25 protein-coding genes and 1 pseudogene are annotated in these 26,445 nt (G+C 74.0%); 15 read left to right on the forward strand and 11 right to left on the reverse strand.

The features are described 5' to 3' along the window. Positions 1–133 precede the first annotated feature (133 nt). The 5 genes from ACR9E3_RS01020 to ACR9E3_RS01040 all read right to left on the reverse strand — a co-directional run bounded on the left by ACR9E3_RS01020 (position 134) and on the right by ACR9E3_RS01040 (position 4,140). A complete protein-coding gene (locus ACR9E3_RS01020) occupies positions 134–1,150 on the reverse strand; it encodes an adenylate/guanylate cyclase domain-containing protein (RefSeq protein WP_460377753.1) in 1,017 nt (338 codons plus the stop codon). Further along, positions 1,147–1,593 carry a universal stress protein gene (locus ACR9E3_RS01025; RefSeq protein WP_460377755.1) on the reverse strand — a complete coding sequence of 149 codons (447 nt, stop codon included), beginning with the start codon at positions 1,591–1,593 and terminating at the stop codon, positions 1,147–1,149. Before ACR9E3_RS01025 ends, ACR9E3_RS01020 begins: the two co-directional genes overlap by 4 nt. 67 nt (positions 1,594–1,660) lie before the next feature. Next, positions 1,661–2,902, reverse strand: coding sequence for a lycopene cyclase family protein (locus ACR9E3_RS01030; protein ID WP_460377757.1), 1,242 nt, complete (start codon positions 2,900–2,902; stop codon positions 1,661–1,663). Beyond that, positions 2,899–3,306 carry a hypothetical protein gene (locus ACR9E3_RS01035; RefSeq protein ID WP_460377759.1) on the reverse strand — a complete coding sequence of 136 codons (408 nt, stop codon included), beginning with the start codon at positions 3,304–3,306 and terminating at the stop codon, positions 2,899–2,901. Before ACR9E3_RS01035 ends, ACR9E3_RS01030 begins: the two co-directional genes overlap by 4 nt. Before the next feature lie 60 nt (positions 3,307–3,366). Beyond that, positions 3,367–4,140, reverse strand: a complete 774-nt coding sequence (locus ACR9E3_RS01040; protein WP_460377761.1) for an SDR family oxidoreductase — start codon at positions 4,138–4,140, stop codon at positions 3,367–3,369. Positions 4,141–4,275: 135 nt separating this feature from the next. On the opposite strand from ACR9E3_RS01040, the pseudogene ACR9E3_RS01045 reads away from it, so the two are divergent. From ACR9E3_RS01045 to egtD, 8 genes and pseudogenes are all read left to right on the forward strand, one after another. Then, positions 4,276–4,821 (forward strand): annotated as a pseudogene (locus tag ACR9E3_RS01045) (ATP-binding cassette domain-containing protein); the annotation flags it as partial. 78 nt (positions 4,822–4,899) lie between these two features. Next, on the forward strand, positions 4,900–5,871 hold the full coding sequence (locus ACR9E3_RS01050) for an ABC-F family ATP-binding cassette domain-containing protein (RefSeq protein ID WP_460378365.1): 972 nt from the start codon (positions 4,900–4,902) through the stop codon (positions 5,869–5,871). A gap of 175 nt (positions 5,872–6,046) precedes the next feature. Continuing rightward, positions 6,047–6,256 carry a helix-turn-helix domain-containing protein gene (locus tag ACR9E3_RS01055; protein ID WP_116707459.1) on the forward strand — a complete coding sequence of 70 codons (210 nt, stop codon included), beginning with the start codon at positions 6,047–6,049 and terminating at the stop codon, positions 6,254–6,256. A 153-nt stretch (positions 6,257–6,409) separates the two neighbouring features. Then, positions 6,410–8,272: an ABC transporter ATP-binding protein gene (locus tag ACR9E3_RS01060; RefSeq protein WP_460377763.1), complete on the forward strand. Its 1,863-nt coding sequence runs from the start codon at positions 6,410–6,412 to the stop codon at positions 8,270–8,272. A 148-nt stretch (positions 8,273–8,420) separates the two neighbouring features. Beyond that, positions 8,421–9,926: an ergothioneine biosynthesis glutamate--cysteine ligase EgtA gene (gene egtA / locus ACR9E3_RS01065; RefSeq protein WP_460377765.1), complete on the forward strand. Its 1,506-nt coding sequence runs from the start codon at positions 8,421–8,423 to the stop codon at positions 9,924–9,926. Then, positions 9,923–11,293, forward strand: coding sequence for an ergothioneine biosynthesis protein EgtB (gene egtB / locus ACR9E3_RS01070; RefSeq protein WP_460377767.1), 1,371 nt, complete (start codon positions 9,923–9,925; stop codon positions 11,291–11,293). Before egtA ends, egtB begins: the two co-directional genes overlap by 4 nt. A gap of 5 nt (positions 11,294–11,298) precedes the next feature. Then, entirely contained in the window at positions 11,299–12,099 is an 801-nt protein-coding gene (egtC, locus tag ACR9E3_RS01075; RefSeq protein WP_460377768.1) for an ergothioneine biosynthesis protein EgtC, read from the forward strand. A 90-nt stretch (positions 12,100–12,189) separates the two neighbouring features. Continuing rightward, positions 12,190–13,161, forward strand: coding sequence for an L-histidine N(alpha)-methyltransferase (gene egtD, locus ACR9E3_RS01080; protein WP_460377770.1), 972 nt, complete (start codon positions 12,190–12,192; stop codon positions 13,159–13,161). On the opposite strand, the gene ACR9E3_RS01085 is transcribed toward egtD, so the two are convergent. The 6 genes from ACR9E3_RS01085 to ACR9E3_RS01110 form a co-directional block, all read right to left on the reverse strand. Further along, the gene (locus ACR9E3_RS01085) at positions 13,112–13,834 is read right to left on the reverse strand and encodes a hypothetical protein (RefSeq protein ID WP_460377772.1); all 723 of its coding nucleotides are present in this window, start codon (positions 13,832–13,834) and stop codon (positions 13,112–13,114) included. The genes egtD and ACR9E3_RS01085 overlap by 50 nt on opposite strands. A 25-nt stretch (positions 13,835–13,859) precedes the next feature. After that, positions 13,860–14,300, reverse strand: coding sequence for a hypothetical protein (locus ACR9E3_RS01090; protein ID WP_460377774.1), 441 nt, complete (start codon positions 14,298–14,300; stop codon positions 13,860–13,862). After that, on the reverse strand, positions 14,297–15,433 hold the full coding sequence (locus ACR9E3_RS01095; RefSeq protein ID WP_460377776.1) for a hypothetical protein: 1,137 nt from the start codon (positions 15,431–15,433) through the stop codon (positions 14,297–14,299). Before ACR9E3_RS01095 ends, ACR9E3_RS01090 begins: the two co-directional genes overlap by 4 nt. 209 nt (positions 15,434–15,642) lie before the next feature. Then, positions 15,643–15,924: a hypothetical protein gene (locus ACR9E3_RS01100; RefSeq protein ID WP_460377778.1), complete on the reverse strand. Its 282-nt coding sequence runs from the start codon at positions 15,922–15,924 to the stop codon at positions 15,643–15,645. After that, the gene (locus ACR9E3_RS01105) at positions 15,921–16,178 is read right to left on the reverse strand and encodes a DUF397 domain-containing protein (protein WP_460377780.1); all 258 of its coding nucleotides are present in this window, start codon (positions 16,176–16,178) and stop codon (positions 15,921–15,923) included. Before ACR9E3_RS01105 ends, ACR9E3_RS01100 begins: the two co-directional genes overlap by 4 nt. Before the next feature lie 132 nt (positions 16,179–16,310). Then, complete coding sequence (locus tag ACR9E3_RS01110) at positions 16,311–17,195, reverse strand: helix-turn-helix domain-containing protein (RefSeq protein WP_460377782.1); 885 nt, start codon at positions 17,193–17,195, stop codon at positions 16,311–16,313. A gap of 192 nt (positions 17,196–17,387) precedes the next feature. On the opposite strand from ACR9E3_RS01110, the gene ACR9E3_RS01115 reads away from it, so the two are divergent. The 7 genes from ACR9E3_RS01115 (at position 17,388) to ACR9E3_RS01145 (ending at position 26,358) form a co-directional block, all read left to right on the forward strand. Further along, positions 17,388–18,227 carry an SAM-dependent methyltransferase gene (locus tag ACR9E3_RS01115; protein ID WP_460377784.1) on the forward strand — a complete coding sequence of 280 codons (840 nt, stop codon included), beginning with the start codon at positions 17,388–17,390 and terminating at the stop codon, positions 18,225–18,227. Positions 18,228–18,261: 34 nt separating this feature from the next. Beyond that, positions 18,262–18,852, forward strand: a complete 591-nt coding sequence (locus ACR9E3_RS01120) for a class I SAM-dependent methyltransferase (RefSeq protein WP_460377786.1) — start codon at positions 18,262–18,264, stop codon at positions 18,850–18,852. Between the two features lie 139 nt (positions 18,853–18,991). Next, entirely contained in the window at positions 18,992–20,485 is a 1,494-nt protein-coding gene (locus ACR9E3_RS01125) for an aldehyde dehydrogenase family protein (RefSeq protein WP_460377787.1), read from the forward strand. Continuing rightward, positions 20,482–22,041 (forward strand): APC family permease, encoded by a 1,560-nt coding sequence (locus tag ACR9E3_RS01130; protein WP_460377788.1) that lies wholly within the window; start codon positions 20,482–20,484, stop codon positions 22,039–22,041. The genes ACR9E3_RS01125 and ACR9E3_RS01130 overlap by 4 nt, the downstream gene beginning before the upstream one ends. Next, entirely contained in the window at positions 22,041–23,612 is a 1,572-nt protein-coding gene (locus ACR9E3_RS01135; RefSeq protein WP_460377789.1) for a GMC family oxidoreductase, read from the forward strand. Before ACR9E3_RS01130 ends, ACR9E3_RS01135 begins: the two co-directional genes overlap by 1 nt. Before the next feature lie 71 nt (positions 23,613–23,683). Continuing rightward, on the forward strand, positions 23,684–24,550 hold the full coding sequence (locus ACR9E3_RS01140) for a HalD/BesD family halogenase (RefSeq protein ID WP_460377790.1): 867 nt from the start codon (positions 23,684–23,686) through the stop codon (positions 24,548–24,550). A 26-nt stretch (positions 24,551–24,576) separates the two neighbouring features. Continuing rightward, on the forward strand, positions 24,577–26,358 hold the full coding sequence (locus ACR9E3_RS01145; RefSeq protein ID WP_460377791.1) for a choline/carnitine O-acyltransferase: 1,782 nt from the start codon (positions 24,577–24,579) through the stop codon (positions 26,356–26,358). Positions 26,359–26,445: the final 87 nt, after the last annotated feature.

The raw sequence follows: 26,445 nt of genomic DNA on the forward strand, positions 1-26,445 counted from the left end.
GATCTCGCCGTCGACGCCGGCTCGCCTCGCCGTCGAGGCTGGTGATCAACGGGGACTTTGCTCGCCCAGAAGCAGCGAACGTCCCGGTTGAGCACGCCGATAGGGCGTTCGCTGCGAACCGGGAGGCACGCTGCTACGTCTTCTCGCGGACGACGTGGGGGCGCAGGTGGCGGTAGCCGCGCACGGAGAGCTGGGGGACCGCGCGGATGTCGAGGTCGAGGTCCGTCCTCCGCAGGGCGTCGGTGAGGTCCTCGTCCACGAGGACCGTGCCGGGGCGGGCCTCGGAGGTCAGGCGGCTGGCGATGTTCACGACGGGGCCGTAGACGTCGCCGTAGCGGGGGAGGACGTCGCCGAGCGCGAGGCCCACGCGCAGGGAGAGGCGCTCGTCGTCGCCGGGCACGTCCTCGTGGAGGCGGAAGGCGATGTCGACGGCGTCCTCGACGCGCTCGCAGACGAAGAGGATCTCGTCGCCGAGGGTCTTGACGATCCGCCCGCGGCGGCGGGCGACGACCTCGGTGCACACGGTCTCGAAGCGTTCGAGCAGGGCGCGCAGCTCGACCTCGTCGATCTTCCGGCTCAGGCTGGTGAAGCCGACGATGTCGGCGAAGCCCACGACGACGCGGTTCTCGGAGTAGTCCTCGTCCTCGGGCCGGGCGAGGCTCGACATCATGCGGCCGGCGGTGACGGCGAGGTGGCGGCGCCAGACGTAGGTCTGCAGCCGCTCCAGCGAGGGCACGAGCCGTTCGACGGCGGCGACGACGGCGTCCGGGTCGTCGGCGTGGCCGGTGTCGGCGATCGTGCGGCGCACGAGGGTCGCCTGCCACTCCGCGAGCCGGCCGAGGCCCTGCCCGAGGGCGCGGGCGACGGCGAGCTCCTCGGCCTCGTCGAACGTGTCCTCGTCGAGGAGGCGGCCGGACAGCGCGAGGGCGTCCAGGTCGGCCTCGGCGAACGCGCGGACGTCGTCGGGCGTGCTCGGGAAGCCGAGCGCGCTCCACAGCCGCGAGGTGTGCTCCGGCGAGAGCCCGGTGCGCTCGTGGACCTCGCCGCGCGTCATGCTCCGCGGCCCGCCCAGGAGCAGCTCCTCGATCTGCTCCCGGGCCCGGCCCCACCGCTCCGGGTCGGCCCGGTCCGGATCCGGGCCGCCCGTCACGTGGTGTGGACGATGAGGACGTCGCTGCCGGCGCGCCGCGAGATGCCCTGGGGCACGGAGCCGAGCAGGCGCCCGGCCAGGCTGTTCAGACCGCGGTTGCCGACGACGACGACGTCGGCCTTGCGGTCGGTGACGACCTCGATCACGCGCTCGATCGGGTCGCCCTCGACCGCGACGGTGTCGATGTCGACCGAGCCCTTGGCCGCGGCCCGCTCGCGGGCGTCGCGCAGCGTCTCCTCGGCCGGCGTGGAGCCGACGACGTGGAACGCGGCGTCCTCGCCGAGCGCCTGCTCGGCGCCGCCGGTGTCCCTGCTCGGCTTGTAGGCGCAGATGATGAGCAGCGTCGCCTTGCTGTCCGCCGCGATCCCGGCGGCGCGGTCGACCGCGCGGAACGACGACTCGGAGCCGTCCGTGCCGACGGCCACGATCTGGTAGGCACCCATCGCGGAGTACTCCCTCCGTCGGTGGCGGGTCACGAACCCGTCACGATTTCGGTTCACGAGCGTACCGCTACTGCTCCGTTCGGACGCTCCGGGCCCCGAGCACGGTTCCCCTGATCAGGTGGAGCCGGAGGCGGGGCGACAGTCGACCGAACAACGAGGTCATCGCCGCCAACGATGCGGCGACGTCCTCGCGGGCGTCGAGATACGCCCGGCGGTGGACGGGCGGCAGCGCGAAGAAGCGGTCGAAGAACGCCGGCACCTCGCCGGGCGGCAGGGCGAGCAACGTCTCCAGCCCGCGCAGGCGCAGCGCGTGGACGGTGCGGGCAGCGGGGGAGCGGACGACCGTGCGGGCCGCGCGGGCGACGTCGGCCGGGTCGTGGCCGCCGCGCAGCGCGTCGCCGAGCACCGCGGCCAGGCGCGGCGCCATCCGCAACGAGGTCGCGAGGCTGAAGCCCGAGGCCGGGTGCACGACGGGGTCGGCCGCCCCGATCGCGACCACCCCCGCCGGCGAGCGGTGCCGCGGCGAGTCCACGGGGAAGCGGACCTTCTCGACGTCGGCGGGACCCTCGGGGATCTCGGCGTCGGCCAGGCCCGCGGCGCGGAGCCGGGCCCGCAGCCGGTCGCGCAGCTCCGGCATCGCGAGCCCGGGACGGCGGGCGAGCGAGGTCTCCTCGAGCAGCACCCGCTCGGCGTCCAGCGGGACGGCGTAGAGGAACGTCGGCCAGCCCGGACGGCCGTGCGCCGGGCGCCAGTCCATGAACAGCAGGCGGTCGCCGCTGACCCGGGCGGCGACCGCGCGCGGCACCACCACGCCGTAGGCCGTCTGCTCGGCGCGCGGCCGGCCGCCGTCGAGCCCGCGCGCCGCGCCGCGGCGGGCCAGGGCCTGGCGCGCGCCGGTCGCGTCGACCACCACCCGGCCGGCCGCCACGGTCCCGTCGTCGAGCAGGACCGCCGGGTGGCGCCCGGGCCCGACGGGGACGGCCGCGACGGCGCGGCCCCGCCGCACCGCCACGGCCGGGTCGGTGAGGTGCTCCTGGAGCGCGGCGGTGTCGAGCACGGCGTACTCGTCGTCGAGCTCGTGGGTGCGCCGGGCGATGGCGACCCCGCGCCCGCGGGCGGCGACGACGTCGACGGGCAGGTCGGCGGGCAGCTCGTGGGCCCACGCGCCGTAGGTGTGCGTCCAGGCGCGGTGCGGGCGCGGGTCGACCAGCAGCGTGCGCAGGTCGAGCGCGACGCAGGCGCGGGCGAGCGACCGCCCGGCCGGTCCGGCCCCGGCGATCACGACGTCGGCGACCGGTGCGGGGTTCACCGCTCGCGGTCGTCCCGGAGATCGGACTCCGCGCGGGCCATCTCCTCGAGCGCGGCGCGGTCGGCCTTCGCCCGGGCGTTCCACGCGCGCATCTCCGGCGGGTAGCCGGTGACGGTGACGTCGTGGCAGGCCACCTTCACCGAGCGCGCGAGCTTCTCCGCCGCCCGGGGCGTGCCGACCCGACGCCGCGTCCACTCGCCGTCGAACGCGACCGCGACCACCGTGGTGTCGGTGGCCGTCGTCTCGGGCTCGATGTAGAAGGCGACGCCCTCGCGGGTCTTCGCGAAGGCCCGGAGGTGCTCGAGGTCGGCCGGCCCGCCCTCACGGTCGAGCACCTGGCGGAAGCCGCCACCGCCCACACCGCTCGCGCCCCCGCCGCGGCGGAACCTGTCGAAGAGCCCCATGCGAGATCACCTCCCGATCACCTTCATTGTGCCCGTGTCCGGTTGAGGTGGCCGTTGTGTTCACGTGTGGCCGGTGGCGAGCATCCCGCCGTCGACCCGCACGGTCTCCCCGGTGATCCACGACGCGGCGTCCGAGACCAGGAACCCGACGAGCGCCGCGACGTCCTCGGGGGTCCCGAGGCGCTTCATGGGGTACCGCGACGCGACCTCCTCCTCGCCGTGCGCGTAGAGCGCCTCGGCGAACCGCGTCTTCACCACAGCGGGGGCCACGGCGTTGACGCGGATCGCGGGCCCCAGTTCCCAGGCGAGCTCCTCGGTGAGCCGGATCAGCGCGGCCTTCGAGGCGCCGTAGGCGCCGATCACGCCGCTCGAGCGCAGGCCGCCGACCGAGGCCATGTTCACCACCGCGCCCCCGTGGTCGCCCATCCACGCCCGGTGGGCCTCCTGCACGAAGCCGAGCGCCGCGACGACGTTGACATCGAAGATCTTCGAGACCGCGGCGAGGTCGGCGTGCACCAGCGGCCCGTACTGCGGGTTGATGCCGGTGTTGTTGACCAGCACGTCCAGCGAGCCGAAGCGCTCGACGGCGGCGTCGACGGCGGCGCTCCGGTGGCCCGCGTCGCCCGAGTTGCCGGCGACGGCGAGGACCCGGTCCGGCGCCCCCAGCGACGCGGCCGCGTCGTCGAGCGCCTCCTGCTTGCGGGCGGTGATGGTCACGGTGGCACCGCGGTCGAGCAGGTGGCGGGCGACGCCCAGGCCGATGCCCCGGCTGGCGCCGGTGACGAGCGCGGAGCGTCCGGCGAGATCCGGGGCGGGGGCAGTGGGCTCGGTCATGGCCGCACCCTAGAGCGGCGGGTCGGCGGAGGCCGTCGCCTACACTGGAGGGGTCCGCGGGGCGCCCCGTCCGCCCGCCACGACCCTCCTCGGAGACCCCTCCCCGTGATCACCGCGTCCGATCTCGAGCTGCGCGCCGGCTCCCGCGTCCTGCTCGCCGGGGCGACGCTGCGCGTCCAACCGGGCGACCGGATCGGACTGGTCGGCCGCAACGGCGCGGGCAAGACGACGACGCTGCGCTCCCTCGCCGGGGTCGGCGAGCCCTACGGCGGCACCGTCCGCTCCACCGGGCCCGTCGGCTACCTGCCGCAGGACCCGCGCGAGGGCGACCTCACCGTGCTGGCGCGCGACCGCGTGCTCTCGGCCCGCGGGCTCGACGAGCTGCTGCGCGACATGGAGAAGACGCAGACCGCGATGGCCGAGATGGCCGACGACGCGGCGCGCGACCGCGCGATCGCCCGCTACGGGCGCCTCGAGGAGCGTTTCGCCGACCTCGGCGGCTACGCGGCCGAGAGCGAGGCCGGGCGGATCTGCTCGAACCTCGGGCTGCCCGGCCGGGTCCTCGCCCAGCCGCTGGGCACGCTCTCCGGCGGCCAGCGCCGGCGTGTGGAGCTGGCCCGCATCCTGTTCGCCGCCAGCGGCGACACCGGGGGCAACGCCGGCACGACGCTGCTGCTCGACGAGCCGACCAACCACCTCGACGCCGACTCGATCGGCTGGCTGCGCTCGTTCCTGCAGGCCCACGAGGGCGGGCTGGTGGTGATCAGCCACGACACCGAGCTCATCGGCGACGTCGTCAACAAGGTCTGGTTCCTCGACGCCACGCGCGGCGAGCTCGACGTCTACAACATGGGCTGGAAGAAGTACCAGCAGGCACGCGCCGACGACGAGGCCCGCCGCCGCCGCGAGCGGGCGAACGCCGAGAAGAAGGCGGGCGCGCTGCAGGCCCAGGCCGCGAAGATGGGCGCCAAGGCCACGAAGGCCGTCGCCGCGAAGCAGATGGCCCGCCGCGCGCAGGCGATGCTCGACGGGCTCGACGAGGAGCGCGTCGACGACAAGGTGGCGCACATCCGCTTCCCGGCCCCGGCCCCGTGCGGTCGGGTGCCGATGACCGCCGAGGGCCTGTCGAAGACCTACGGGTCGCTCGAGGTGTTCACCGGCGTCGACCTGGCCGTCGACCGCGGGTCGCGCGTCGTGATCCTCGGGCTCAACGGCGCCGGCAAGACCACGCTGCTGCGCATCCTCGCGGGCGCCGAGACACCCGACACGGGCGACGTGCAGGCCGGCCACGGCCTGCGCACCGGCTACTTCGCCCAGGAGCACGACACCCTCGACATGGACCGCACCGTCTGGGAGAACGCCCGCAGCGCCGCCCCGGACACCCCGGAGCAGCAGCTGCGCACGCTGCTGGGGGCGTTCATGTTCTCGGGCGAGCAGCTCGAGCAGCCCGCCGGGACGCTCTCGGGCGGCGAACGCACCCGTCTCGCGCTCGCGGGCCTCGTGTCGAGTGCGGCCAACGTCCTGCTGCTCGACGAGCCGACCAACAACCTCGACCCGGCCAGCCGCGAGAAGGTGCTCGACGCCCTGCGGCGTTTCGAGGGCGCGGTCGTGCTCGTCACCCACGACCCGGGTGCGGTCGAGGCACTCGAGCCCGAGCGCGTGATCCTGCTGCCCGACGGCACGGAGGACCATTTCTCGGCCGAGCACCTGGAACTGGTCGAGCTCGCCTGACCACGGCCCGTGGGCTCGTTATCGCAGCTAACCAAGGCTGTCCTGCGAACGGACGTCGATCACTCCGATCGGCCCAACCGCTTACCGATCACGGGAAATGTGCCGTGGCGCACACCCCACTCGGCGATCATCATGGGTCGACCGGACCTGCGGTCGGACGAGGGGTGAGATCGAGATGGCCGATCTGAAGAAGGGTGCGCGGATCACCGGCACCCAGCGGGACAAGCTCGCCACGGATCTGAAGAAGAAGTACGAGAAGGGCGCGAGCATCCGTTCCCTGGCCGAGTCCACCGGCCGGTCGTACGGATTCGTGCACCGCGTGCTGTCGGAGTCCGGTGTCACGCTGCGCGGGCGCGGAGGCGCCACGCGCACGAAGAAGAAGTAGCGGGAGGGCCCCTCGCCCACGAGGGGTATCCCCGCTCCCGGAGGCCCCGGTTGACACCACCAGCCGGCTCCGTGGCGTCCGCTTGACCTCGACCATGGTCGAGGTCGCACGCTCGGAGTACACGAACCTCACGGACGACGGGAGCGGGCAGCCATGGACGCCTGGTCGTTGATGCAGTCCGCAGCCCGGGCGGACAGCCTGCCGCGGTCGGTGCCGAAGGGCACGCTGCCGCGCATCTGGCGTTTCGCGCGCCGACATCACCGCGCCCTGGCGGTGTTCCTCACGCTGGCCACGGCGTCGGCCGTGGTCGGCGTCGCCGTGCCCGTGCTGGCCGGGCGCGTGGTCACCGCGATCACGGATCGCGAGCCGGGGTCGGTCGTCGTCGGCATCGCGCTGGTCATCGCCGGCCTGGCCGTGCTCGACGCGGGCCTCACCCTCGGCGAGCGGTGGCTCTCCTCCCGGATCGGCGAGGGCCTGATCTACGACCTGCGCCTGGCCGTGTTCTCCCACGTCCAGCGGATGCCGCTCGCGTTCTTCACGCGCACCCGCACCGGCTCGCTGGTCAGCCGACTCAACAACGACGTGATCGGGGCCCAGCGCGCGTTCACGTCGACGCTCTCGGGCCTCGTCACCAACGTGATCCAGCTGGTCCTCGCCGTCGTCGTCATGGTCGCGCTCGCCTGGCAGGTCACGCTGCTCGCGCTGATCCTGTTGCCGATCTTCGTGCTGCCCGCCCGGCGGATGGGACGGCGGATCGCGGCCCTGCAGCGCGAGTCCGCGGACCTCAACGCGGCGATGACCGGGCAGATGACCGAACGGTTCTCCGCGGGCGGCGCGACGCTGGTCAAGCTGTTCGGCCGCCCCGGGGCGGAGGCCGACGAGTTCGGTGCGCGGGCCGACCGGGTGCGCGCGGTCGGGGTCCGGACGGCCATGGTCAACCGGGTCTTCCTCACCTGCCTGACGCTCGTGGCCGCGCTGGCCCAGGCGCTGGTCTACGGCCTCGGGGGCTGGCTCGCGGTCACCGGCACGCTCGACGCCGGCATCGTCGTGAGCCTGGCGCTGCTGCTCACCCGCCTGTACTCGCCCCTGACCTCGCTGGCGAACGCCCGCATCGACGTGATGAGCGCCCTCGTGAGCTTCGAGCGGGTCTTCGAGGTCCTCGACCTGCAGCCCGCCCTCACCGAGCCGGAGGACCCCACCCCGCTGCCGGCCGGCCCGGTGGGGATCGCGGTCCGCGACGTGCGGTTCACCTACCCCGCGGCGTCCGCGGTGTCCCTCGCCTCGCTCGAGGAGGTCTCGCGACTCGACGACCGGGCGGGGCACGAGATCCTGCACGGCGTCGACCTCACGGTCGGACCCGGGCGCATGCTCGCCCTCGTGGGGCCGTCGGGGGCGGGGAAGTCGACGATCGCCTCGCTGCTGCCGCGGCTCTACGACGTCGACTCGGGCGCGATCGAGATCGGCGGCGTCGACGTGCGCGCGCTGGCGTTCGCCGACCTCCGCGGCGCCGTGGGCGTCGTCACGCAGGACGGGCACCTGTTCCACGACACGGTGCGGGAGAACCTGCGCTACGCCGCGCCGGACGCGACCGACGAGCAGCTGCGCGACGCGATGGTCCGCGCCCGGCTCGGTGAGCTGCTCGACGAGCTGCCCGCGGGCCTCGACACGGTGGTGGGGGAGCGGGGGCACCGGCTCTCGGGCGGTGAGCGCCAGCGCCTGACGATCGCGCGCCTGCTCCTGGCCTCGCCGCGCGTGGTCATCCTCGACGAGGCCACCGCGCACCTGGACTCCGAGTCGGAGCACGCGGTCCAGGAGGCACTGAGCGAGGCGCTGGTCGGCCGGACCGCGGTCGTGATCGCCCACCGGCTCTCGACCGTGCGGGCGGCCGACGTCATCGCGGTGGTCGAGCACGGGCGCGTGGTCGAGTCGGGGACCCACGACGCCCTGCTGGAGCGGGGCGGCCGCTACGCGGACCTCTACCACACCCAGTTCGCCACGTCCCGCTCCGCCGCGTGAGCCATCACGCACGGTGATCTTCGCGGCGGGGCCGGTCGGCGCGAGACCCCTGCGAGGCGCCGAACGCGCGTGTAGCGTCGCTGAGCGTCCGTGTGCGGCCGTCGAGACCCGACGGCGGTCGCCGGAGTCGGTCGACCTGGGAGGCTTCGTGCCGGTTCCGACACCGTCGGCGCGCCACGACGACCCCGCCGATGTGTCCCGCGACCCGGCCGGTCCCGCCGTCCCGTCCGCGCGGCGCCGGGTGGCCCTCGATCCGAACGCACCCCTGCCCGACCGGGCGACGGCCGAGGCGTACGTGGCCTCGGTGTGCTTCAAGCACGGGCCGCCGCGTCTCCTCGGCACCGAGCTCGAGTGGCTCGTGCGCCACGTCGACGACCCCGCCCGCCCCCTCGACCCGGCCGTGCTGGCCCGTGCTCTCGGCCCGCACGCTCCCGACACCCTCACGCTCTCCGCCGCAGCGGCCGTCGATCCGGTCAACTCCCTGGCCCGCGATCCGGCCTCCGGCCCACCTCTTCCCCGCACTGCGCCCCTCGCGCTGCCGGCGGGCGGCACCCTCACCGTCGAGCCCGGCGGGCAGGTGGAGATCGCCAGCCCACCGCTGCCCGGCGTCGGCGCCCTGATCCGCGGTGTGCGCACCGACGTGGCCGCCCTGCGCACGCTGCTCGCGAACGAGGGCCTGGTGCCCGTGCCGCGGGCCAGCGACCCGCTCCGACCCCCGCGGCGTCTGCTCCAGGTGCCCCGGTACGCCGCGATGGAGGCGGCGTTCGACCGCATCGGCCCGCACGGGCGCACGATGATGTGCTCGACGACGGCCGTGCAGGTCTGTCTCGACGCCGGCGAGGGCGAGGACGTCGCCGCGCGGTGGGCGGCGCTGCACGAGCTGGGCCCGGTGCTGCTCGCCGCGTTCGCCAACTCCCCGGTCGTGCACGGCCGGCGCACCGGCTGGAAGTCGTCGCGGTGGGCGGCGTGGATGGCCCTCGACCCGCAGCGCACCAGCCCGCCCGCGGAGCTCGGCGACGACCCGGCCCGGGAGTACGCGCGGCGGGTGCTCGACACGCGCCTGCTGTGCGTGCGCCGCGACGACGACCCCGACACGTCGTGGGCGGCCCCCGACGTCACGTTCGCCGAGTGGATCGACGGGCGCCTGGACACGCCGCCGACCCGGTCGGACCTCGACTACCACCTGACGACGCTGTTCCCGCCGGTGCGCCCCCAGGGCCACCTCGAGGTGCGCTACCTCGACGAGCAGCCCGGCGACGAGTGGGTGGTGCCGCTGGTGGTGGTCGCCGCGCTCCTGCACGACCCGCGCACCGTCGCGCGGGCCAGGGCCGCGGCCGAGCCCGCCGCCGACCGCTGGACCGCCGCGGCCCGGCACGGCCTCGCGGACCGCGTGATCCGCCGGGCCGCCGGCGACGTCTTCTCCCAGGCCCTGCGGACCCTCGCCGGCCCGGACTTCGACGACGTCGACCCCGACGTCCGCGAGGTGGTCGACCGCGTCGTCACCGAACGGATCCTGCGGGGTCGCTGCCCGGCCGACGAGCCGCTCGACGACGCCGAGACCCGTCTGCGTCCCGACCCGGACGCGGACCCACCCGACGTGGACGACCTCCCGTCGTCGGGACGCCGAACCCTCCTCGGAGGTGAACGACCGTGACCACCACCAGCCCCGCCCCCGGTGCCCCCGGCGAGACCGGCCCGGACCGCGCCGCCCTGCGGCGCCGCCTGGCCGCCGAGCTCGCCGACGCCCGGGCCCGCACGCGCGCCCTGACCCACGATGTGTTCGCCGCGGACGACCCCGACCTGACCCGTCAGCACTCCCCGCTGATGTCGCCCCTGCACTGGGACGTCGCGCACATCGCGAACATGGAGGACTTCTGGCTGGTGCGGCGCGCGGCGCCGGACGCCGACGTCGTCGCCGGTGTCCGCGAGGACGTCGACCACCTCTACGACGCGTTCACCAACCCGCGCTCCGGGCGCCCCGACCTGCCCTTGCTCGACCCGGCCGAGGCGCGCGTCTACGGCGACCGCGTGCGCGAGCTGGCCCTGGCGCACCTCGAGGCCGGCCGGCTCGACGAGCGCCGCACGCTCGCCGACGGCTTCCTGTTCGGGATGATCGTCCAGCACGAGCAGCAGCACGTGGAGACGATGCTCGCCACCCACCAGCTGCGCTCCGGTGCGCCGGTGCTGCACGCGGCCCCGCCGCCGCCCGCGGTCGTCCCCGGGCTCGCCGGCACGGAGGTGTTCCACGAGGGCGCGGAGTTCCTCATGGGGACCTCCCGGGAGCCGTTCGCGCTGGACAACGAGAAGCCCGCGCACCCCGTGCGCGTCGAGCCGTTCCGGCTCGACGCCGCCCCGGTGACCAACGGCGAGTTCGCCCGGTTCGTCGAGGCCGGCGGCTACGCCGACCGCTCGTCCTGGTCCGACCGCGGCTGGGAGCACATCACGGCCGAGGGCTGGACGGCACCGATGACCTGGGAGCGGGTCGACGGCCGCTGGTACCGGACGTCGTTCGGTGTCCGCGAGGCGATCGGCGACGTCGCCGACCAGCCCGTGGTGCACGTGTCCTTCCACGAGGCCGCGGCGTACGCGACGTGGGCGGGCAAGCGCCTGCCCACCGAGGTGGAGTGGGAGTTCGCGGCGCGCTACGACCACGCCTCCGGCACGACCCGCCGCTTCCCCTGGGGCGACGAGGACCCGACGCCCGAGCGCGCCAACCTCGACCAGCGCCACCTGCAGCCGGCCCCGGTCGGGGCCTACCCCACGGGCGCGTCGCCGCTCGGCGTGCACCAGCTGATCGGCGACGTCTGGGAGTGGTGCGACTCCGGCTTCGCGGGCTACCCGGGCTTCGAGCCGTTCCCGTACAAGGAGTACTCCGAGGTCTTCTTCGGCGGCGACTTCCGGATGCTGCGCGGGTCGTCGTTCGGCGTCGGGACCCCCAACGCCCGCACGACGTTCCGCAACTGGGACCTGCCGATCCGCCGTCAGATCTTCTCCGGCTTCCGCTGCGCGCGGGACGCCTGACCGACGTGTGCCGACACCTGGCCCACCTGGGCCCCACGCCGGTCACGCTCGCCTCGGTCGTGACCGAGCCGCCGCACTCGCTGCTGGTGCAGAGCTACGCGCCCGCCGACATGCGCGGCGGCGGCACCGTCAACGCCGACGGGTTCGGCGTGGGCTGGTACGTGAGCGAACTTCCGGGCCATAGCACCGAAGTTCGCTCACGTACGGCGCTGTACCGCCGCGACGACCCGATGTGGACCGACGCGTCGTTCCTGGACGTTGCACGGGCGGTCGAGACCACGGCGCTCGTCGCCGCGGTGCGCTCGGCGACGGTGGGGATGCCGGTGTCGACCGCGGCGTGCGCACCCTTCCGCGGCGAGGCGGCCGGGTCGACGTGGCTGTTCAGCCACAACGGCGTCGTCCGCGGGTGGCCGCACAGCATGGCCGGTCTCGCCGCGACGCTCCCGCCCGTCGACCTGCTGACCCTCGAGGCCGCCACCGACTCGGCGCTGTTGTGGGCCCTGGTGCGGGCGCGGATCGCCGCCGGCAAGGACCCCGCCGACGCCGTCGCCGGGGTCGCCTCCGACGCCCTCGCCGCCGCGCCCGGCTCGCGTCTCAACCTCCTGCTCTCCGACGGCGACCAGGTCATCGCGACCGCCGTCGACCACGCCCTGTCCCACCGCGTCGATCCCGACGGCGCGGTGACCGTGGCCTCCGAGCCGCTCGACGACGACCCCGCCTGGGCCCCGGTTCCCGAGGGCTCCCTGCTCGCCGCCCGACCCGGCGGGATCCACGACCCGCCCGTGGTCACGGTCGCGGCCCTCTAGCCGCGACCTCTCTCGTTCCCGACGCCGTGAACGCCGGCGCGCGCCCGCGCGAGGACGCGCGCCCCGACCCCAGGACGTGAACCGACACCGATGAGCCTGCCTGCGCTCGACATCCATCTCACCGCCGACGACGCCGACGCGGCCCTGCGCCGGGACGCCCGCCGCGGGCTCACGTCGAGCCCCAAGGTGCTGACCCCGCAGTGGCTGTACGACGCCCGCGGCAGCGAGCTGTTCGAGCAGATCACGGCACTGCCCGAGTACTACCCCTTCACCGCCGAGCGCGAGGCGCTCACCGGGAACGCCGACGCGATCGCGCGGACCGCGGACGCGGACACACTCGTCGAGCTGGGCTCCGGATCGTCGTCGAAGACCCCCGTGCTGCTCGACGCGATGCGCGACGCGGGCACGCTCGCGCGCTACATCCCCGTCGACGTGTCCCCGTCCGCGCTCGAGGAGGCCGTCCCGGGGCTGATCGAGTCCTACCCGGGCCTCGACGTGCACGGCGTCGTCGCCGACTTCACCCAGGACCTGCGCAGCGTCCCGCGCGACGGCCGCCGCCTCGTGGCGCTGCTGGGCGGGACGCTCGGCAACTTCGAGCCCGCGGACCGCCAGCACTTCCTCGAGGCGCTCGCGGACGCGCTCGACCCGGGCGAGGCGTTCCTCGTGGGCACGGACCTGGTCAAGGACGAGGCGACCCTCGTCGCGGCCTACGACGACTCGTCGGGCGTGACCGCGGCCTTCAACCTCAACGTGCTCTCGGTGCTCAACCGCGTGCTCGGCGCCGACTTCGACCGCTCGGGCTTCGACCACCTCGCGGTGTGGGTGCCGCAGGCCGGGCGGATCGAGATGCGGCTGCGGGCGCGGCGCCCCATGCACGTGCGGGTGCCCGAGCTGGATCTCGAGGTCGACTTCGCCGAGGGCGAGGAGATGCGCACGGAGATCTCGACGAAGTTCACGCGCGAGCGCATCCGCGGGGAGCTGGCCGCCGCGGGCTTCTCCCACGACGGGTGGTTCACCGACCCGCAGGGCCGGTTCGCGCTGTCGCTGGCCGTCCGTCGCTGAGCGGGACGAGCGGCGAGGACAGCTCCGACGCGAGCCCCGGCACCAGCGGGGACGCCACCGACGACACCGTGCCGGAGAGCGCGGTCGTCGCGGTGGTGGGCTCCGCCGCGCCGCGCGGCGCCATGGCCGAGAGCGGAGCGGCCCCGGCGACCGGGGCCGGCTCCCCGACCGCGGCCTCGTCCCCGGGGTCCTCAGCAGGGGCCACGGGCGCGGGGTCGTCGACCGTCCAGCTGCCGTCCACGGGGCGGCGGGCGAGCGTGGGGCCGGCGGTGAGGGCCTCGACCGACACGGTCCGCAGGCGCAGGCGCGCCCGGGTGACGTGGCGGGGGGAGCCCCGCACGACGACGGCCACCGCCAGCCGCTCGCCGTGCGGGTCGGGCACGGCGTGGAGCAGGTGGTGGTGGCCGTCGTCGGTGCTCACGGTGAGCTCGGCGAGCTGCGGGCCGGCGACGACCGCCGCCGCCCGGACCATGTCCGCATGGGCCGCGCCGAGCAGCTCGACGTCGGCGAGCGTCGGGTGCTCGCCCGGGTCGCCGACGTAGCCGTCGAGGACCAGGCCGCTGTCGACGTCCACGAGCGTGGCGGCGACGATGCGGCGGTCGTCGAGCAGCGGCGTGAGGACCGCCGACAGCCCGTCCGACCGCACGCACGTCAGGTGGCGGTGTCGCCCCACCCTCGCTCCTGTCCGTCGACGTGGCTCAGCGCCGGCCGGCCTGCTGGTAGTAGCCCTGGTCCTGCGCCGGCACCGCCGCGGCCGACGACGGGTCGTCGAGGTAGAAGCGCTGGCCGATGACCTTGAGGTCGCGGCGGGCCATCGCGAGGTTGGCCTGCTGGCGGTTGAGGACGAGGTAGAAGAACATCTTGTCCTCGGGGTTGCCGTAGATCGGCCGGATGAGGTGGTACTGCGTGTCGAGCGTGATGAGGATGTCCTCGATCGTCTCGCGCAGGCCCAGCTTCTGCATGACGTCGAACTTCGCCCGCACGACCTCGCTGTTGCCGGGGGCGGCCACGTCGAGGTCGAACTCGGCGCTGCCGCCGCGGGAGCCCAGCGTCATGCCGCTGTCGTAGTCGACGATCGCCACGGCGAACGCGCCCTTGATGTTGGCGGCCGCGTTGAGGGCGTACTCGATGTCGCTCATTCTCTGTCTTTCCTCCGTGTCGGGGTCGCTCCGGGTGAGCGGGGAGTGGTGGTCGGGTCGGTGCCCTCCGGGGCGCCGGTGAGGGCGGGCTGCGGGGTGCGCCCGAGGCGGAGCAGGCCCGCCAGCACACGCCGCAACGTGTCCGGGTCGGAACGCCAGCGCTGACCGAGCACGCCGGCGCTGTCCGGCGTGACCCGGCGCGGCGCGGCGTCGAGGGGCGGGACCGGCTCGGCCGGGGCCGCCGCCGGGACCGACGGCCCGGGCGGGCGCCGGGGGGCCGGGAGCACCGGCGGTCCCGCGGGCGCCGCCGCCGCGAGCGGGGCGGCGTCGGCGGTCGGCCTGGTCCGTCCGGGGACCCGGGTCGGCCAGGGTGCCGACGGCGCCGACGGTGCCGACGGTGAAGCCGGCACCGCTGATGCCGGCGACGATGCCGGCGTCCGCGCCGGCACGGGAGCCGGTACGGAGGTCGTGGGGGCCCGGCGGACCCGCGTCGCGGGGGGCGACGGGGACACGGGCGCGGACAGGGGTGCGGACACCGGCGCGGACATCGGCGCGGACATCGGCGCGGACACGGGCGCGGACACGGGCGCCGCGGCGGGGATCGCGGGCGCCGCGGCGGCGGGGATGGCGGGCGCCGCCGGAGCCGGCGAGCGCGGCACGGGATCGGGAGCGGGCGTCCGGGCCGGCTCCAGCGCGAGGGTGCGCACCACGCCGACCGCGGCGAGGCGACGCCGGGCGAGCGCGAGGTTGCCCTGGTCGCGGCGGACGCGCAGGTACACCCAGGCCCCGGGCGCGGCCGGGGTGTCGAGCCGGCGCAGGAGGTGGTGCGCCGCGTCGGTGGTGACGATCAGGTCGTCGAGGACGAGCTCGCGGTCGACGGCGACCGTCGCGGCCCGCCGTCCCCAGGCGAGGACCGCGGCAACGGTGTCGTCCCGGGTGTCCTCGTCGTCTCCGAGGTCGGCGATCACGTGGTCGCCCGAGGCGTCGACGAGGGTCGCCCGCGTCAGGCCGGGCAGCTCGTGCAGGGGTTCGAGAAGACCGCCCCGAGGTGGTGTCGCCGGCGTCCCGGGGGTGGTGACCACCCGGGTCGGGGCCCCCGTGGGGACCGCCGTGGACGTCGCGGCTTGGATCACGAAACCCTCTCGCTGGTCTCTCGATGAGATCACGAGCGTAGGAGGGTGTTATACGGAGAGCAATTGGCCGTTCGGCTGACGCGACACCTGTACGGGTGACGCAACGGCCGTCCGTAGACGGAGTGACTACGCTACGCCGAACGGCCGCTGCGCCTGGCGATCGGGTGGTCCCCCGTCGGCGCTACCACCGATCGGGCGATCCGGACCTCTCAGGCAGAGGCGCGCGGGACGAGGCGCGACCACAGGCTGGGCCCGCGCCGGTCGTCCGTGCGGTCACCGGGCGCGGGCTCGCCGGCGACGTCGGCGCACGACGTGCAGCGACCGGCCGGGGGAGCGGCGAGGGACGACGCCCACACGGTCGCCCGGCAGAGGGCCTCGAAGCGCCCGTCGCCGCCCTGCGCGGCCAGGAACGCCGCGTCGGAGACCGCGTGGTCGGCGCCGTCGACGGCGCACGTCAGCCACATCAGCCGGGAACCCTCGCCGCGCCTCACGATGCCAGCTCCGGGGCGCCGTCGCCGCCGAGCAGGTCGTCGTACGCGCCGCCCTTGATGTCGGCGACGAACGCCGTCATCTCGGCGACGGAGAAGACGAGGGCCGGGCCCTCGGGGAAGCGGGAATTGCGCACCGCGACCCCGCGCCGGCTGACCGGCGCGAGCTCGACACAGTTGCCCTGCTTGCCCGACCGGGCGCTCTTGCGCCAGATGACGTCCGGCAGGGCGAGCTGTGCATTCGCCACCTGGCCCATGCGACCGCCTCGATCATCTGCACGTGCATCCGACAGTGCACGAACGATAGCAACCGAGCGGATCATCTGCACGTGCAGATGCCGATTCCGGCGGGTCGCGAGCGCGGGATCACCGCACCCGCGGCGGACCCGTCAGGCGGGCCGGCGTTCGGCGGCGAGCTTCGTGAGGTACTGCCGGGTCTCGTCGGGTGTCAGCGCGTCGACGGCGACGCGGTCCATGACCCGGCTGTAGGCCTCGACCTCCGGGCGCTTGTCCAGGTAGGACGCCCCGGTCAGGTGCTCCTGGTACACGAGGTCGGGCAGCTCCGGCTCGGCGAACCGCAGGATCGAGAAGGTGCTCTCCGCGGCGTAGCCGGACAGCGTGAACGGCAGGACCTGCACCACGACGTTGGGCAGCGACGAGAGCTCGAGCAGGTGCTCGATCTGCTCGACGAGGGCGGCGTGGCCGCCGATCGGGCGGTGCAGCACGGCCTCGTCGACGATCGCCCACACCGTCGGCGCGTCGCGGCGCCCGAGCGTCTGCTGGCGGCGCATGCGCACGGCGAGACGGCGCTCGTCGTCGGCGCTCGCGCGCTCCGGGTGGCCGGACGTGATGATCGCCCGCGCGTACGCCTCGGTCTGGAGCAGGCCGGGCACGAACAGCAGCTCGTAGGTCTGGATGCGCGAGGCGCTCATCTCGAGGCCGACGTAGTCCTCGAACCAGTCGGGCAGCACGTCGCCGAAGGGCTGCCACCAGCCCGGCTCGTTGCTGCGCCGGGTCATGTCGAGCAGCAGCTCGCGCTCGTCCTCGTCGGTGATCCCGTACATCGTCAGCAGGTCGGCGACGTCGCGCTCCTTGAAGCCGACCTTGCCGGCCTCGAGGCGGCTCATCTTGGAGTCCGACCCGCGGATCGACCACGCCGCGTCCGACCGCGCCACCTGGGCGCGCTCCCGGAGCCTGCGCAGCTGCGCCCCGAGGATGATCCGTCGTGCGGTGGGTCCGGCGCCCTCGGGCTCCTGCTGCTCCCGTTCGGCCACGCTCGTGCGCTCCCCAGCTCTGCTGTCCGGCCTGATCTCGGCGTGCCCCTGCGGGCGCGCCACCCCGCCGCGAGGTCGAGACGTTACACGGCGCGAGACGCCTCTGTCCGCTCGCCGACCCGTGATCGGGTCGTTCCGCGTACCCTCCTAGGGTGATCGACCGTCCGTGACGTACCTCGCGATTGGTTGCCGATGACCGCTGCGCACTCCTCGTACCGCTCGGGGTCCGCTCCTGCCTACATCGACACGAGCAAGGCGAGCATCGCGCGCGTCTACGACACGGCCCTCGGCGGCAAGGACAACTACCCCGCCGACCGCGAGGTCGTCGACAAGCTGCGCCAGGTCGCGCCGGAGATCGAGCAGTTCACGGTCGACCACCGCGCCTTCCTCGTGCGCGCCGTCCGGTTCCTCGCCGGTCAGGCCGGGATCGACCAGTTCCTCGACCTCGGATCGGGGCTGCCGACCGCGGAGAACACCCACCAGGCCGCCCAGCGGCTGCGTCCCGAGGCGCGGGTGGTCTACGTCGACAACGACCCGTCGGTCGTCGCCCACGGCCGCGCGCTGCTCGAGGAGAACGACCAGACGTTCTTCTCCCCGGGCGACCTCACGCATCCCGCGGAGGTGCTCGAGGACCCGACGGTCACGCGGAACATCGACTTCTCGCGTCCGCTCGCCCTGCTGCAGCTCGGCACACTGCATCACTACGACGAGTCCGGTCTGTCGTGCGCGGAGATCATGAAGCAGTACGTCGACGCGCTGCCGTCGGGCTCGTACGTCGCGCTGAGCCACTTCCTCGACCCGCAGGACGACGACAGCGTGGTCGCCCGGCGGATGGAGGACGTCTTCCTCCACAGCCCGCTGGGCACCGGCCGGTTCCGCACCCGTGACGAGATCCTCGCGATGATGCCCGGCCTGGACCTCGTCGAGCCGGGCCTCGAGCTGTGCGTGAAGTGGTGGCCGGACGGCCCGATGCTGCAGCCGCTCGTGCCGGCCCAGCGCTGCATCGCGGGTGTCGTGGGCCGCAAGCCCTGAGCCCGGGAGACGCAGCGGAGCGGGGCTCGGGCCCGTGAGCCGGGCCGACCGGGAGCGCTGGGACGCCCGGTTCGCCGGCCTCGGCCGTGGCGAGCCGGGTCCGCCGGACGCGCTGATCGGCCGCGAGGACCTCGTCCCGACCGCGGGACGCGCGCTCGACCTCGCCTGCGGGCGCGGCCAGGTCGCGGTGTGGCTCGCGCGCCGCGGCCTCGACGTGGACGCCGTCGACGTCTCACCCGTGGCCCTCGAGGCGGGCCGGGCCGAGGCGCCCGACGTGCACTGGATCGCGGCGGACCTCGACGACGGGCTGCCCGTCGCGGTCACCCGCCTCCGGCGCGGCAGCTCCGCTGCGCTCCGTGCCGCCGGGCCGTACGACATCGTGGTCTGCCAGCGTTTCCGCGACCCGGCGCTCTACCCCGCGCTCGTGGACGCCCTCGCGCCGGGCGGGCTGCTGGTGATCAGTGTGCTGTCGGAGGTCGGCGACACCGGCGGACCGTTCCGCGCCGCCCCGGGCGAGCTGCTCGCGGCGTTCGGCCACCTCGACGTCATCGATCACGACGAGGGCCTCGGGCGCGCGAGCCTCGTGGCGCGTACTCCGGACGGGCGGCGCGGGCCGTCGCGCTAGTCCGATCGGCGCCCGTCGATCGGCTGCTGCGCCGCGTGTGGCGGCTGTCAAGGCATGGTGCGATCGCTAGGAGAAGGTCGATACTCATCGGGCCCTGGCACAGGGCCGTCCGGGTGACGACGGGGAGGGGAATCCGGCTGTGGCGGAGCTGTTCATCGACGGAGCGTGGACGTCGGCCGTCGACGGAGGGAAGCGCGAAATCCGGTCACCGGCCGACGGGCACCTCGTCGCCGAGGTCGACGAGGCCGGGGCGAAGGACACGGAGCTGGCCATCGGGGCCGCCCGCCGCGCCTTCGACGACGGCCGGTGGACCTCGGTGCCCGCGCCGGAGCGGGGCGGCCTGCTGCTGCGGGTCGCGGATCTCATGGTCCGCGACAAGGCGCGCCTCGCGCGGGCCGAGACCGACGACACCGGCAAGCGGGTCGCCGAGTCCGAGATCGACATGGACGACATCATCAACTGCTTCCGGTGGTTCGGGCACCTCGCGGCGTCCGACGACGGGCGCCTGGTCGACACCGGCATCCCGGCCGCGCGCAGCAAGGTCGTCCACGAGCCCGTCGGCGTCTGCGGGCTGATCACGCCGTGGAACTATCCGCTGCTGCAGACGGCGTGGAAGGTCGCGCCGGCGCTCGGGGCAGGCTGCTCGTTCGTCCTCAAGCCCAGCGAGCTGACGCCCCACACGGCGATCATCCTCATGGAGCTGCTGGCCGAGGCGGGGGTGCCCGACGGCGTCGCGAACCTCGTCCTCGGCGCGGGGGCCGCGGCCGGCGCTCCGCTCTCCACCGACCCGCGCGTCGACATGGTCAGCTTCACCGGCGGCCTGGTGACCGGGCGGCGGATCATGGAGTCCGCGGCGCCGACGGTGAAGAAGGTCGCCCTCGAGCTGGGCGGCAAGAACCCGCTGGTGCTCTTCGCCGACGCCGACCACGAGACCGCCGTGGACAACGCCCTCACCGCGATCTTCCTGCACTCCGGGCAGGTGTGCTCCGCCGGGGCGCGGCTGGTGGTGGAGGAGTCCGCGCACGACCGGATCGTCGACGACCTGGTGCGCCGTGCCGAGCGCATCCGGATGGGCGGCCCCGACGACCCGGAGACCGAGACCGGGCCCCTGATCTCCGCCGCGCACCGCGACAAGGTCGAGGCCTACGTGGCCGCGGGCGTCGCCGAGGGCGCCGTGCTGCGCTGCGGCGGCGAGCGCCCGACCGACCCGAAGCTCCGGGACGGGTACTTCTACCCGCCGACGATCCTCGACCGCTGCACCCAGGACATGACGGTGGTCCACGAGGAGTCCTTCGGGCCGGTGCTCACCGTCGAGACGTTCACCGACCTCGACGACGCCGTCCGCATCGGCAACGACACCGAGTACGGCCTCGCCGGCGCGGTGTTCTCGTCCGACCACGGCACGTGCGAGGAGGTCGCGGCCCGGCTGCGCCACGGCACGATCTGGATCAACGACTTCGGCCCGTACGTCCCGGCCGCCGAGTGGGGCGGCTTCGGCCACTCCGGGGTCGGCCGGGAGCTCGGACGGGCCGGCCTAGCCGAGTACCAGGAGCCGAAGCACATCTGGACCAACACCCGGCCGGGCCCGACCGGGTGGTTCCCCTCCTCCACACAGCATGGGAGTGGTTCATGAGCACGAGCCACGAGAAGGAGCACAAGCAGGCCAGCGCGGCCGATTCCGAGGACATCGACGAGTTCGGCTACAAGCCGAGCCTCGTGCGGTCCCTCGGGAGCTTCCACACCTTCGCGGCCGGCATCAGCTACATCTCGATCCTCACCGGCACGTTCCAGCTCTTCTACCTGGGGCTGGGCACCGGGGGCCCGTCGTACTGGTGGTCCTGGCCGCTGGTCTTCGTCGGACAGCTGATGGTGGCGCTGTGCTTCTGCGAGCTGGCCGCGCGCTTCCCGGTGGCCGGGTCGATCTACAACTGGAGCAAGCGGCTCTCGAACCACGGGGTCTCGTGGCTCGCCGGGTGGACGATGCTCACCGCGTCGATCGTCTCCATCGCCGCCGTGGCGCTGGCGCTGCAGGCGACGCTGCCCGAGATCTGGTCGGGCTTCCAGTTCATCCCCGAGGACACCACCAACGCCGAGGCGCTCAACGGCGTCATCCTGGCCGCGGCCCTGATCGTCTTCACCACCGTGATCAACGCCTTCGGCACCAAGCTGATGGCGCAGATCAACTCGACCGGGGTGTTCATCGAGCTGATCGCGGCGGTCCTGCTGATCATCCTGCTCGCGATCAACATCGTCCGCGGGCCGCAGGTCGTGCTCTCGAACGGCGGGATCGACACGAGCGGGCGGCCGCTCGGGTACGCAGGCGCCTTCCTCGTGGCGATGTTCGCCTCGCTCTACGTCATGTACGGCTTCGACACGGCGAGCTCGCTGGCCGAGGAGTCGCACGACCCGCGGCGCAACGCGCCGAAGGCCATCCTGCGGGCGCTCTTCTTCTCGTTCCTGCTCGGCGGGCTGATCCTGCTGTTCGCGATCATGTCGGCCCCGGACCTCGCCGACCCGACGTTCAGCCAGCTCGGCGGGCTGCAGGCCCTGGTCCTCGCGGTGCTCGGCCCCTTCGGCGGCACCGTCATCCTCGTCGCGGTCGCCGTGGCCGTCGTGGTCTGCGCGCTCGCCGTGCACGCCGCCGCGATCCGGCTCGCGTTCGCGATGAGCCGGGACAACAACCTGCCCGCGGGCACCAAGCTGTGCACGATCAGCCCGCGCTTCGGCACCCCGGTGGTCTCGTCGGTGACGATCGGGGTCATCGCGATCGTCCTGCTGATGGTCACCTTCAGCCCGCAGATCTACACCGTGGTCACGTCCATCGCGATCATCATGATCTACACGGCCTACCTGCTGGTCACCGTGCCGATGCTCTTCCAGCGGCTGCGCGGCACCTGGCAGCCCCGTCCCGACGGCTTCTCGCTGGGCCGCTGGGGTCTCCCGGTCAACATCCTGGCGATCATCTGGGGCGGCCTGATGACCGTGAACCTCGCCTGGCCCCGCAACGAGATCTACAACGCCAGCGAGCCCTTCCACTGGTACCTCCAGTGGGGCGGCGTGCTGCTGCCGGGGATCATCCTCGGCGCCGGGTTCGCGTACTACTGGTTCGTCCAGCAGCACAAGACGGGCGTCGTCGCCGAGCACGCCCGTGTGGACACCCCGACCGACAAGCCCGTCCAGGAGGCGTGATGGCGGAGAGCGAGTTCGACTACGTCGTCGTCGGCGGAGGGACGGCCGGATGCGCCGTCGCCTCCCGGCTGTCCGAGGACCCGGACGTGTCCGTCTGCCTCATCGAGGCCGGACCCTCGGACGTCGGCGACGACCAGATCCTCGACCTGAGCCGGTGGATGGAGCTGCTCGAGTCCGGCTACGACTGGGACTACCCGATCGAGCCCCAGGAGTCGGGCAACTCCTTCATGCGCCACGCCCGCGCGAAGGTGCTGGGGGGCTGCTCCTCCCACAACTCCGCGATCGCCTTCTGGGCGCCGAAGGAGAACCTCGACGACTGGGCCGCCGGCGGCGCGACCGGCTGGAGCGCGGAGGAGTGCTACCCCTTCTACCGCAAGCTCGAGACCGCGCTGGACACGACGGAGGAGGCCGAGGCCCCCGGCCGCGGCACCGACGGGCCGGTCACCATCCGGACGGTGGGCGACCAGGACCCGTGCGGTGAGGCGCTGCTGGCGGCGTGCGAGCAGGTCGGGCTCCCGACGACGCCGTTCAACACCGGCCGCACGGTGCTCCGGGGCGCGAACTGGTTCCAGGTGAACGCGAAGCCCGACGGCTCGCGGTCGTCGGCGTCGGTGGCCTACATCCACCCGAACCTCGACCGCCCCAACCTGACGCTGATGACCGGCTACCGGGCCGAGAAGCTGAACCTCGACACCTCCGGGTCGCGGCCCCGGGCGACGGGCGCGCGCCTGCGCACCCCGGACACCCGGCACGCGATCGACGTGACCGCCCGGCGCGAGGTCGTCCTCTCGTCCGGGGCGATCGACGGCCCGAAGCTGCTGATGCTCTCGGGCATCGGGCCGGCCGCGCACCTGCGCGAGATCGGGATCGAGGTCGTCGTCGACGCCCCGGGCGTGGGGGAGAACCTGCAGGACCACCCCGAGGGACTCGTGCAGTGGGAGGCCCTGCAGCCGATGCCGACGGCCTCGACGCAGTGGTGGCAGATCGGGATCTTCGCGGGGGCCGAGGGCCGGACCACGCCCGACCTGATGTTCCACTACGGCTCGGTGCCGTTCGACATGAACCTCGTGCGCCACGGCTACCCGACCGCCGACAACACGTTCTGCCTCACGCCGAACGTCACCGGCGCCCAGTCGAAGGGCACGGTCCGGCTGTCGACCCGCGACTACCACGACAAGCCGAAGGTCGACCCGCGGTACTTCACCCACGAGCACGACCGCGAGGTCATGATCCGGGGTATCCGCGTCGCCCGGGAGATCACGGCGGCGCCGGCGCTGAAGGACTGGGTGGGCAAGGAGCTCGCGCCGGGGGAGCAGGACTCGACCGACGAGGAGCTCTTCGAGTACATCAAGAACACCCACAACACCGTCTACCACCCGTCGTGCACGGTGAAGATGGGCGCGGACTCCGACGCGATGGCCCCCGTCGACGCGCAGCTGCGGGTGAAGGGCGTCGACGGCCTGCGGGTCGCCGACGGGTCGATCATGCCCGACCTGATCACGGTCAACCCGTGCATCACCACGATGATGATCGGTGAGCGCTGCGCCGACTTCATCCGGAACCCGCGCTAGTCGGTGATCGCGCCCGGCCCGCCCTGATGGACGGGGCGGGCCCGGCGTGATCGTCGCTACGGTTCACCCCCGTGGGTGCGGACGTGCTCGGCGGGCGGGGGATCGACGAGATCGTCGACCCGTGGCGCTACCCCCTCGACGACCCCGACCACCCGACCTGGGGCGGGGTCGTCGACCGCGCCCGGGCGGATCTGCGCGCCCGCGGGTGCACGGTGCTGCGCGACGTCGTCCGTCCCGAGCAGCACGACCTGCTGCGGGCGCAGGGTGACGCCGTCGCCGGGGCGGCACACACCGACGTCGCCGAGGTGAACGTCTACAACACCGACCCGGACCCCACGCTGCCCGACGACCACCCGGCCCGCGTCGTGCTGCAGCGACGCAACGCCTTCGTCGCCCGCGACCACATCCCGGCCGACCACCTCGTCGCGCGGCTCTACGCCCACCCCGGCCTGCACCGGCTGCTCGCCGCGTGCTTCGAGGTGCCCGAGGTGCACCCGCTGGCCGACCCGTACGCGGGCCTGACGCTCAACGTCGTGGCCCCCGGCGGGGACCACCCGTGGCACTTCGACACCAACGAGCTGGCCGTCAGCCTGCTGACCCGCGCGCCCGAGGGCGGCGGCGCGTTCGAGTACTGCCCGGGCCTGCGCTCGGCCGGGGACGAGAACCACGCCGGGGTGCGGGCCGTGCTCGACGGCGACCGCACGCCGGTGCGCCGTCTCGAGCTGCGCCCCGGCGACCTGCAGCTGTTCCGCGGGCGCTTCGCCCTGCACCGCGTCGCGCCCGTCGAGGGCGGCTCGCCGCGGCACGCCGCGATCCTCGCCTACAGCGAGCGGCCCGGCGTCGTCGGTTCCCCGACGCGCACCCGCCAGCTCTTCGGCCGCGTCGCCCCCGAGCACCTCGCGGCGGCGACCGTCCGGGGTGACACGCTGCTCGACTGACCCCGATCACCGGCGAGAGGACCAGCATGACCGGGACGTTCGACGCCGAGGACGGCCTGCCCCGGGTCCCGGTGCCGGCCCTGGCCGACAGCGCCACGCAGTTCCTGGCGTGGTGCGGCCCGCTGCTCGACGACGCCCAGCGGGCCGAGACGCGGGCCGCCGTGGACCAGCTGCTGCGTCCGGACGGCCCGGGCCCGGTGCTCCAGGCCGCGCTCGAGGCCTACGACGCCGCGCCGACCACGCACAGCTGGCTCGACGACTTCTGGGAGTCGCGCTACCTCGGACGGCGCGACCGGATCGCGCTGAACGCCAACTTCTTCTTCCTGTTCACCGACACCGGTGAGCACGACCCGGCCGCGCGCGCCGCCGCGCTCGTGCTCGGCGCGCTCGACCACAAGCACCAGGTCGACACCGAGGCGCTGCCGCCGGCGACCCGCAAGGGCGCGCCGATGACGATGGAGCAGCACCGCTACCTCTTCTCGTCGACGAGGATCCCCGGCGACGAGCAGGACACGGCCCGCACGCCGTACACCGAGCAGTGGCCGGGCCCGTCGCGGGCCCGGCACATCCTGGTGTTCGTGCGCGGGCACGCCTTCCGCCTGGGCGTCCTCGGCCCCGACGGCACCGCCCACACGGCCGCCGAGATCGCCGACGGGCTCCGGGCGGTCCGGTCGCAGGCCGGGTCGCAGCCCGGTGTCGGCGTCGGTCGGCTCACCACGAAGGACCGCGCGGCGTGGGCCGCGAGCCGCCGGGCGCTGCTCGACGAGGGCAACGAGGCCGCGCTCGAGGACGTCGAGACCGCCCTGTTCGCCGTGGCGCTCGAGGACGTCGCGCCCGACGACGACCTGGCGCGGGGCGCGCAGCTGCTCGGCGGCGACAGCGCGAACCGCTGGTTCGACAAGTCGGTCACCTTCGTCGTGTTCGCCGACGGCGCCGCGGGCATCAACACCGAGCACTGCCGCCTCGACGGGACGACCGTGCTCGCGCTGGTCGACGGCATCTTCGGGGCGAGCACCGACGAGCACGCCGACCGTCTGGGCGCCCGCGCCCAGGGCGTCCCCGCCGCCTCGGAGCTCCCGTTCGTGGTGACCGACGAGCGGGCCGCCGACATCCGGGCGGCGGGGGAGGACTTCGCCGCCTACGCCGGGTCGATCGCGACCCAGCTCGTGGTGTTCGACGACCTGGGCAGCGACCGGATCAAGAAGCTCGGCGCCTCGCCCGACGCGTTCGTGCAGATGGCCTACCAGCTGGCGCACCTCCGGGCGAAGGGCTTCGTGGGTGCCACCTACGAGTCGATCGCGACGCTGCAGTTCCACCACGGGCGCACCGAGGCGATGCGCGTCGTGACCCCCGAGATCCTCGCGTTCACCGCCGCCATGGACGACCCGGGCGCCGACGACGCCGCGCGCCGCGAGGCGTTCGAGGCGGCGGCCGGGGCGCACGTCCGCCGGGCCCAGGACTGCCAGGCCGGGCGGGCACCCGAGCAGCACCTCTGGGAGCTCTCGCTGATCCAGCAGCGACAGGGGTCGTCGCTGGGTGCCGCGGAGCCGCTCGAGGTCGTCGACTCCCCGGGCTGGCGCATCATGCGCGACGACTTCATGTCGACCAGCTCCGCGCCGTCGGAGAACGTGCGCGTCTTCGGCTTCGGCTCGACGAGCACCCACTGCATCGGTGTGGCCTACGTGCTGCTGCCCGACCGGCTGGTCGTGCACCTGTCGACGCCGACCGAGGTCGGCGAGCAGATGGAGCGCTTCGCGGCCGAGCTGCGCCGGGCCGTCGACGAGATCGCCGCGCTGCTGGAGAGCTGACGCGCACGATCGTGTGACCCGGGAGCGACGATCGTCACCGTGGGCTCCGGGTGAAGCGTCGCTCAGTGAGCCGTAGCCTCGACGTGA

The sequence above is a fragment of the Actinomycetospora sp. C-140 genome, assembly GCF_054796175.1.

What these genes read in the sequence shown, in the direction of transcription:
- ACR9E3_RS01025 (WP_460377755.1), bottom strand. Translation starts at nt 1,593, where the DNA reads ATGGGTGCCTACCAGATCGTGGCCGTCGGCACGGACGGCTCCGAGTCG.
- ACR9E3_RS01035 (WP_460377759.1), bottom strand. Translation starts at nt 3,306, where the DNA reads ATGGGGCTCTTCGACAGGTTCCGCCGCGGCGGGGGCGCGAGCGGTGTG.
- ACR9E3_RS01040 (WP_460377761.1), bottom strand. Translation starts at nt 4,140, where the DNA reads ATGACCGAGCCCACTGCCCCCGCCCCGGATCTCGCCGGACGCTCCGCG.
- ACR9E3_RS01055 (WP_116707459.1), top strand. Translation starts at nt 6,047, where the DNA reads ATGGCCGATCTGAAGAAGGGTGCGCGGATCACCGGCACCCAGCGGGAC.
- ACR9E3_RS01060 (WP_460377763.1), top strand. Translation starts at nt 6,410, where the DNA reads ATGGACGCCTGGTCGTTGATGCAGTCCGCAGCCCGGGCGGACAGCCTG.
- egtD (WP_460377770.1), top strand. Translation starts at nt 12,190, where the DNA reads ATGAGCCTGCCTGCGCTCGACATCCATCTCACCGCCGACGACGCCGAC.
- ACR9E3_RS01090 (WP_460377774.1), bottom strand. Translation starts at nt 14,300, where the DNA reads ATGAGCGACATCGAGTACGCCCTCAACGCGGCCGCCAACATCAAGGGC.
- ACR9E3_RS01105 (WP_460377780.1), bottom strand. Translation starts at nt 16,178, where the DNA reads ATGGGCCAGGTGGCGAATGCACAGCTCGCCCTGCCGGACGTCATCTGG.
- ACR9E3_RS01115 (WP_460377784.1), top strand. Translation starts at nt 17,388, where the DNA reads ATGACCGCTGCGCACTCCTCGTACCGCTCGGGGTCCGCTCCTGCCTAC.
- ACR9E3_RS01130 (WP_460377788.1), top strand. Translation starts at nt 20,482, where the DNA reads ATGAGCACGAGCCACGAGAAGGAGCACAAGCAGGCCAGCGCGGCCGAT.
- ACR9E3_RS01135 (WP_460377789.1), top strand. Translation starts at nt 22,041, where the DNA reads ATGGCGGAGAGCGAGTTCGACTACGTCGTCGTCGGCGGAGGGACGGCC.
- ACR9E3_RS01145 (WP_460377791.1), top strand. Translation starts at nt 24,577, where the DNA reads ATGACCGGGACGTTCGACGCCGAGGACGGCCTGCCCCGGGTCCCGGTG.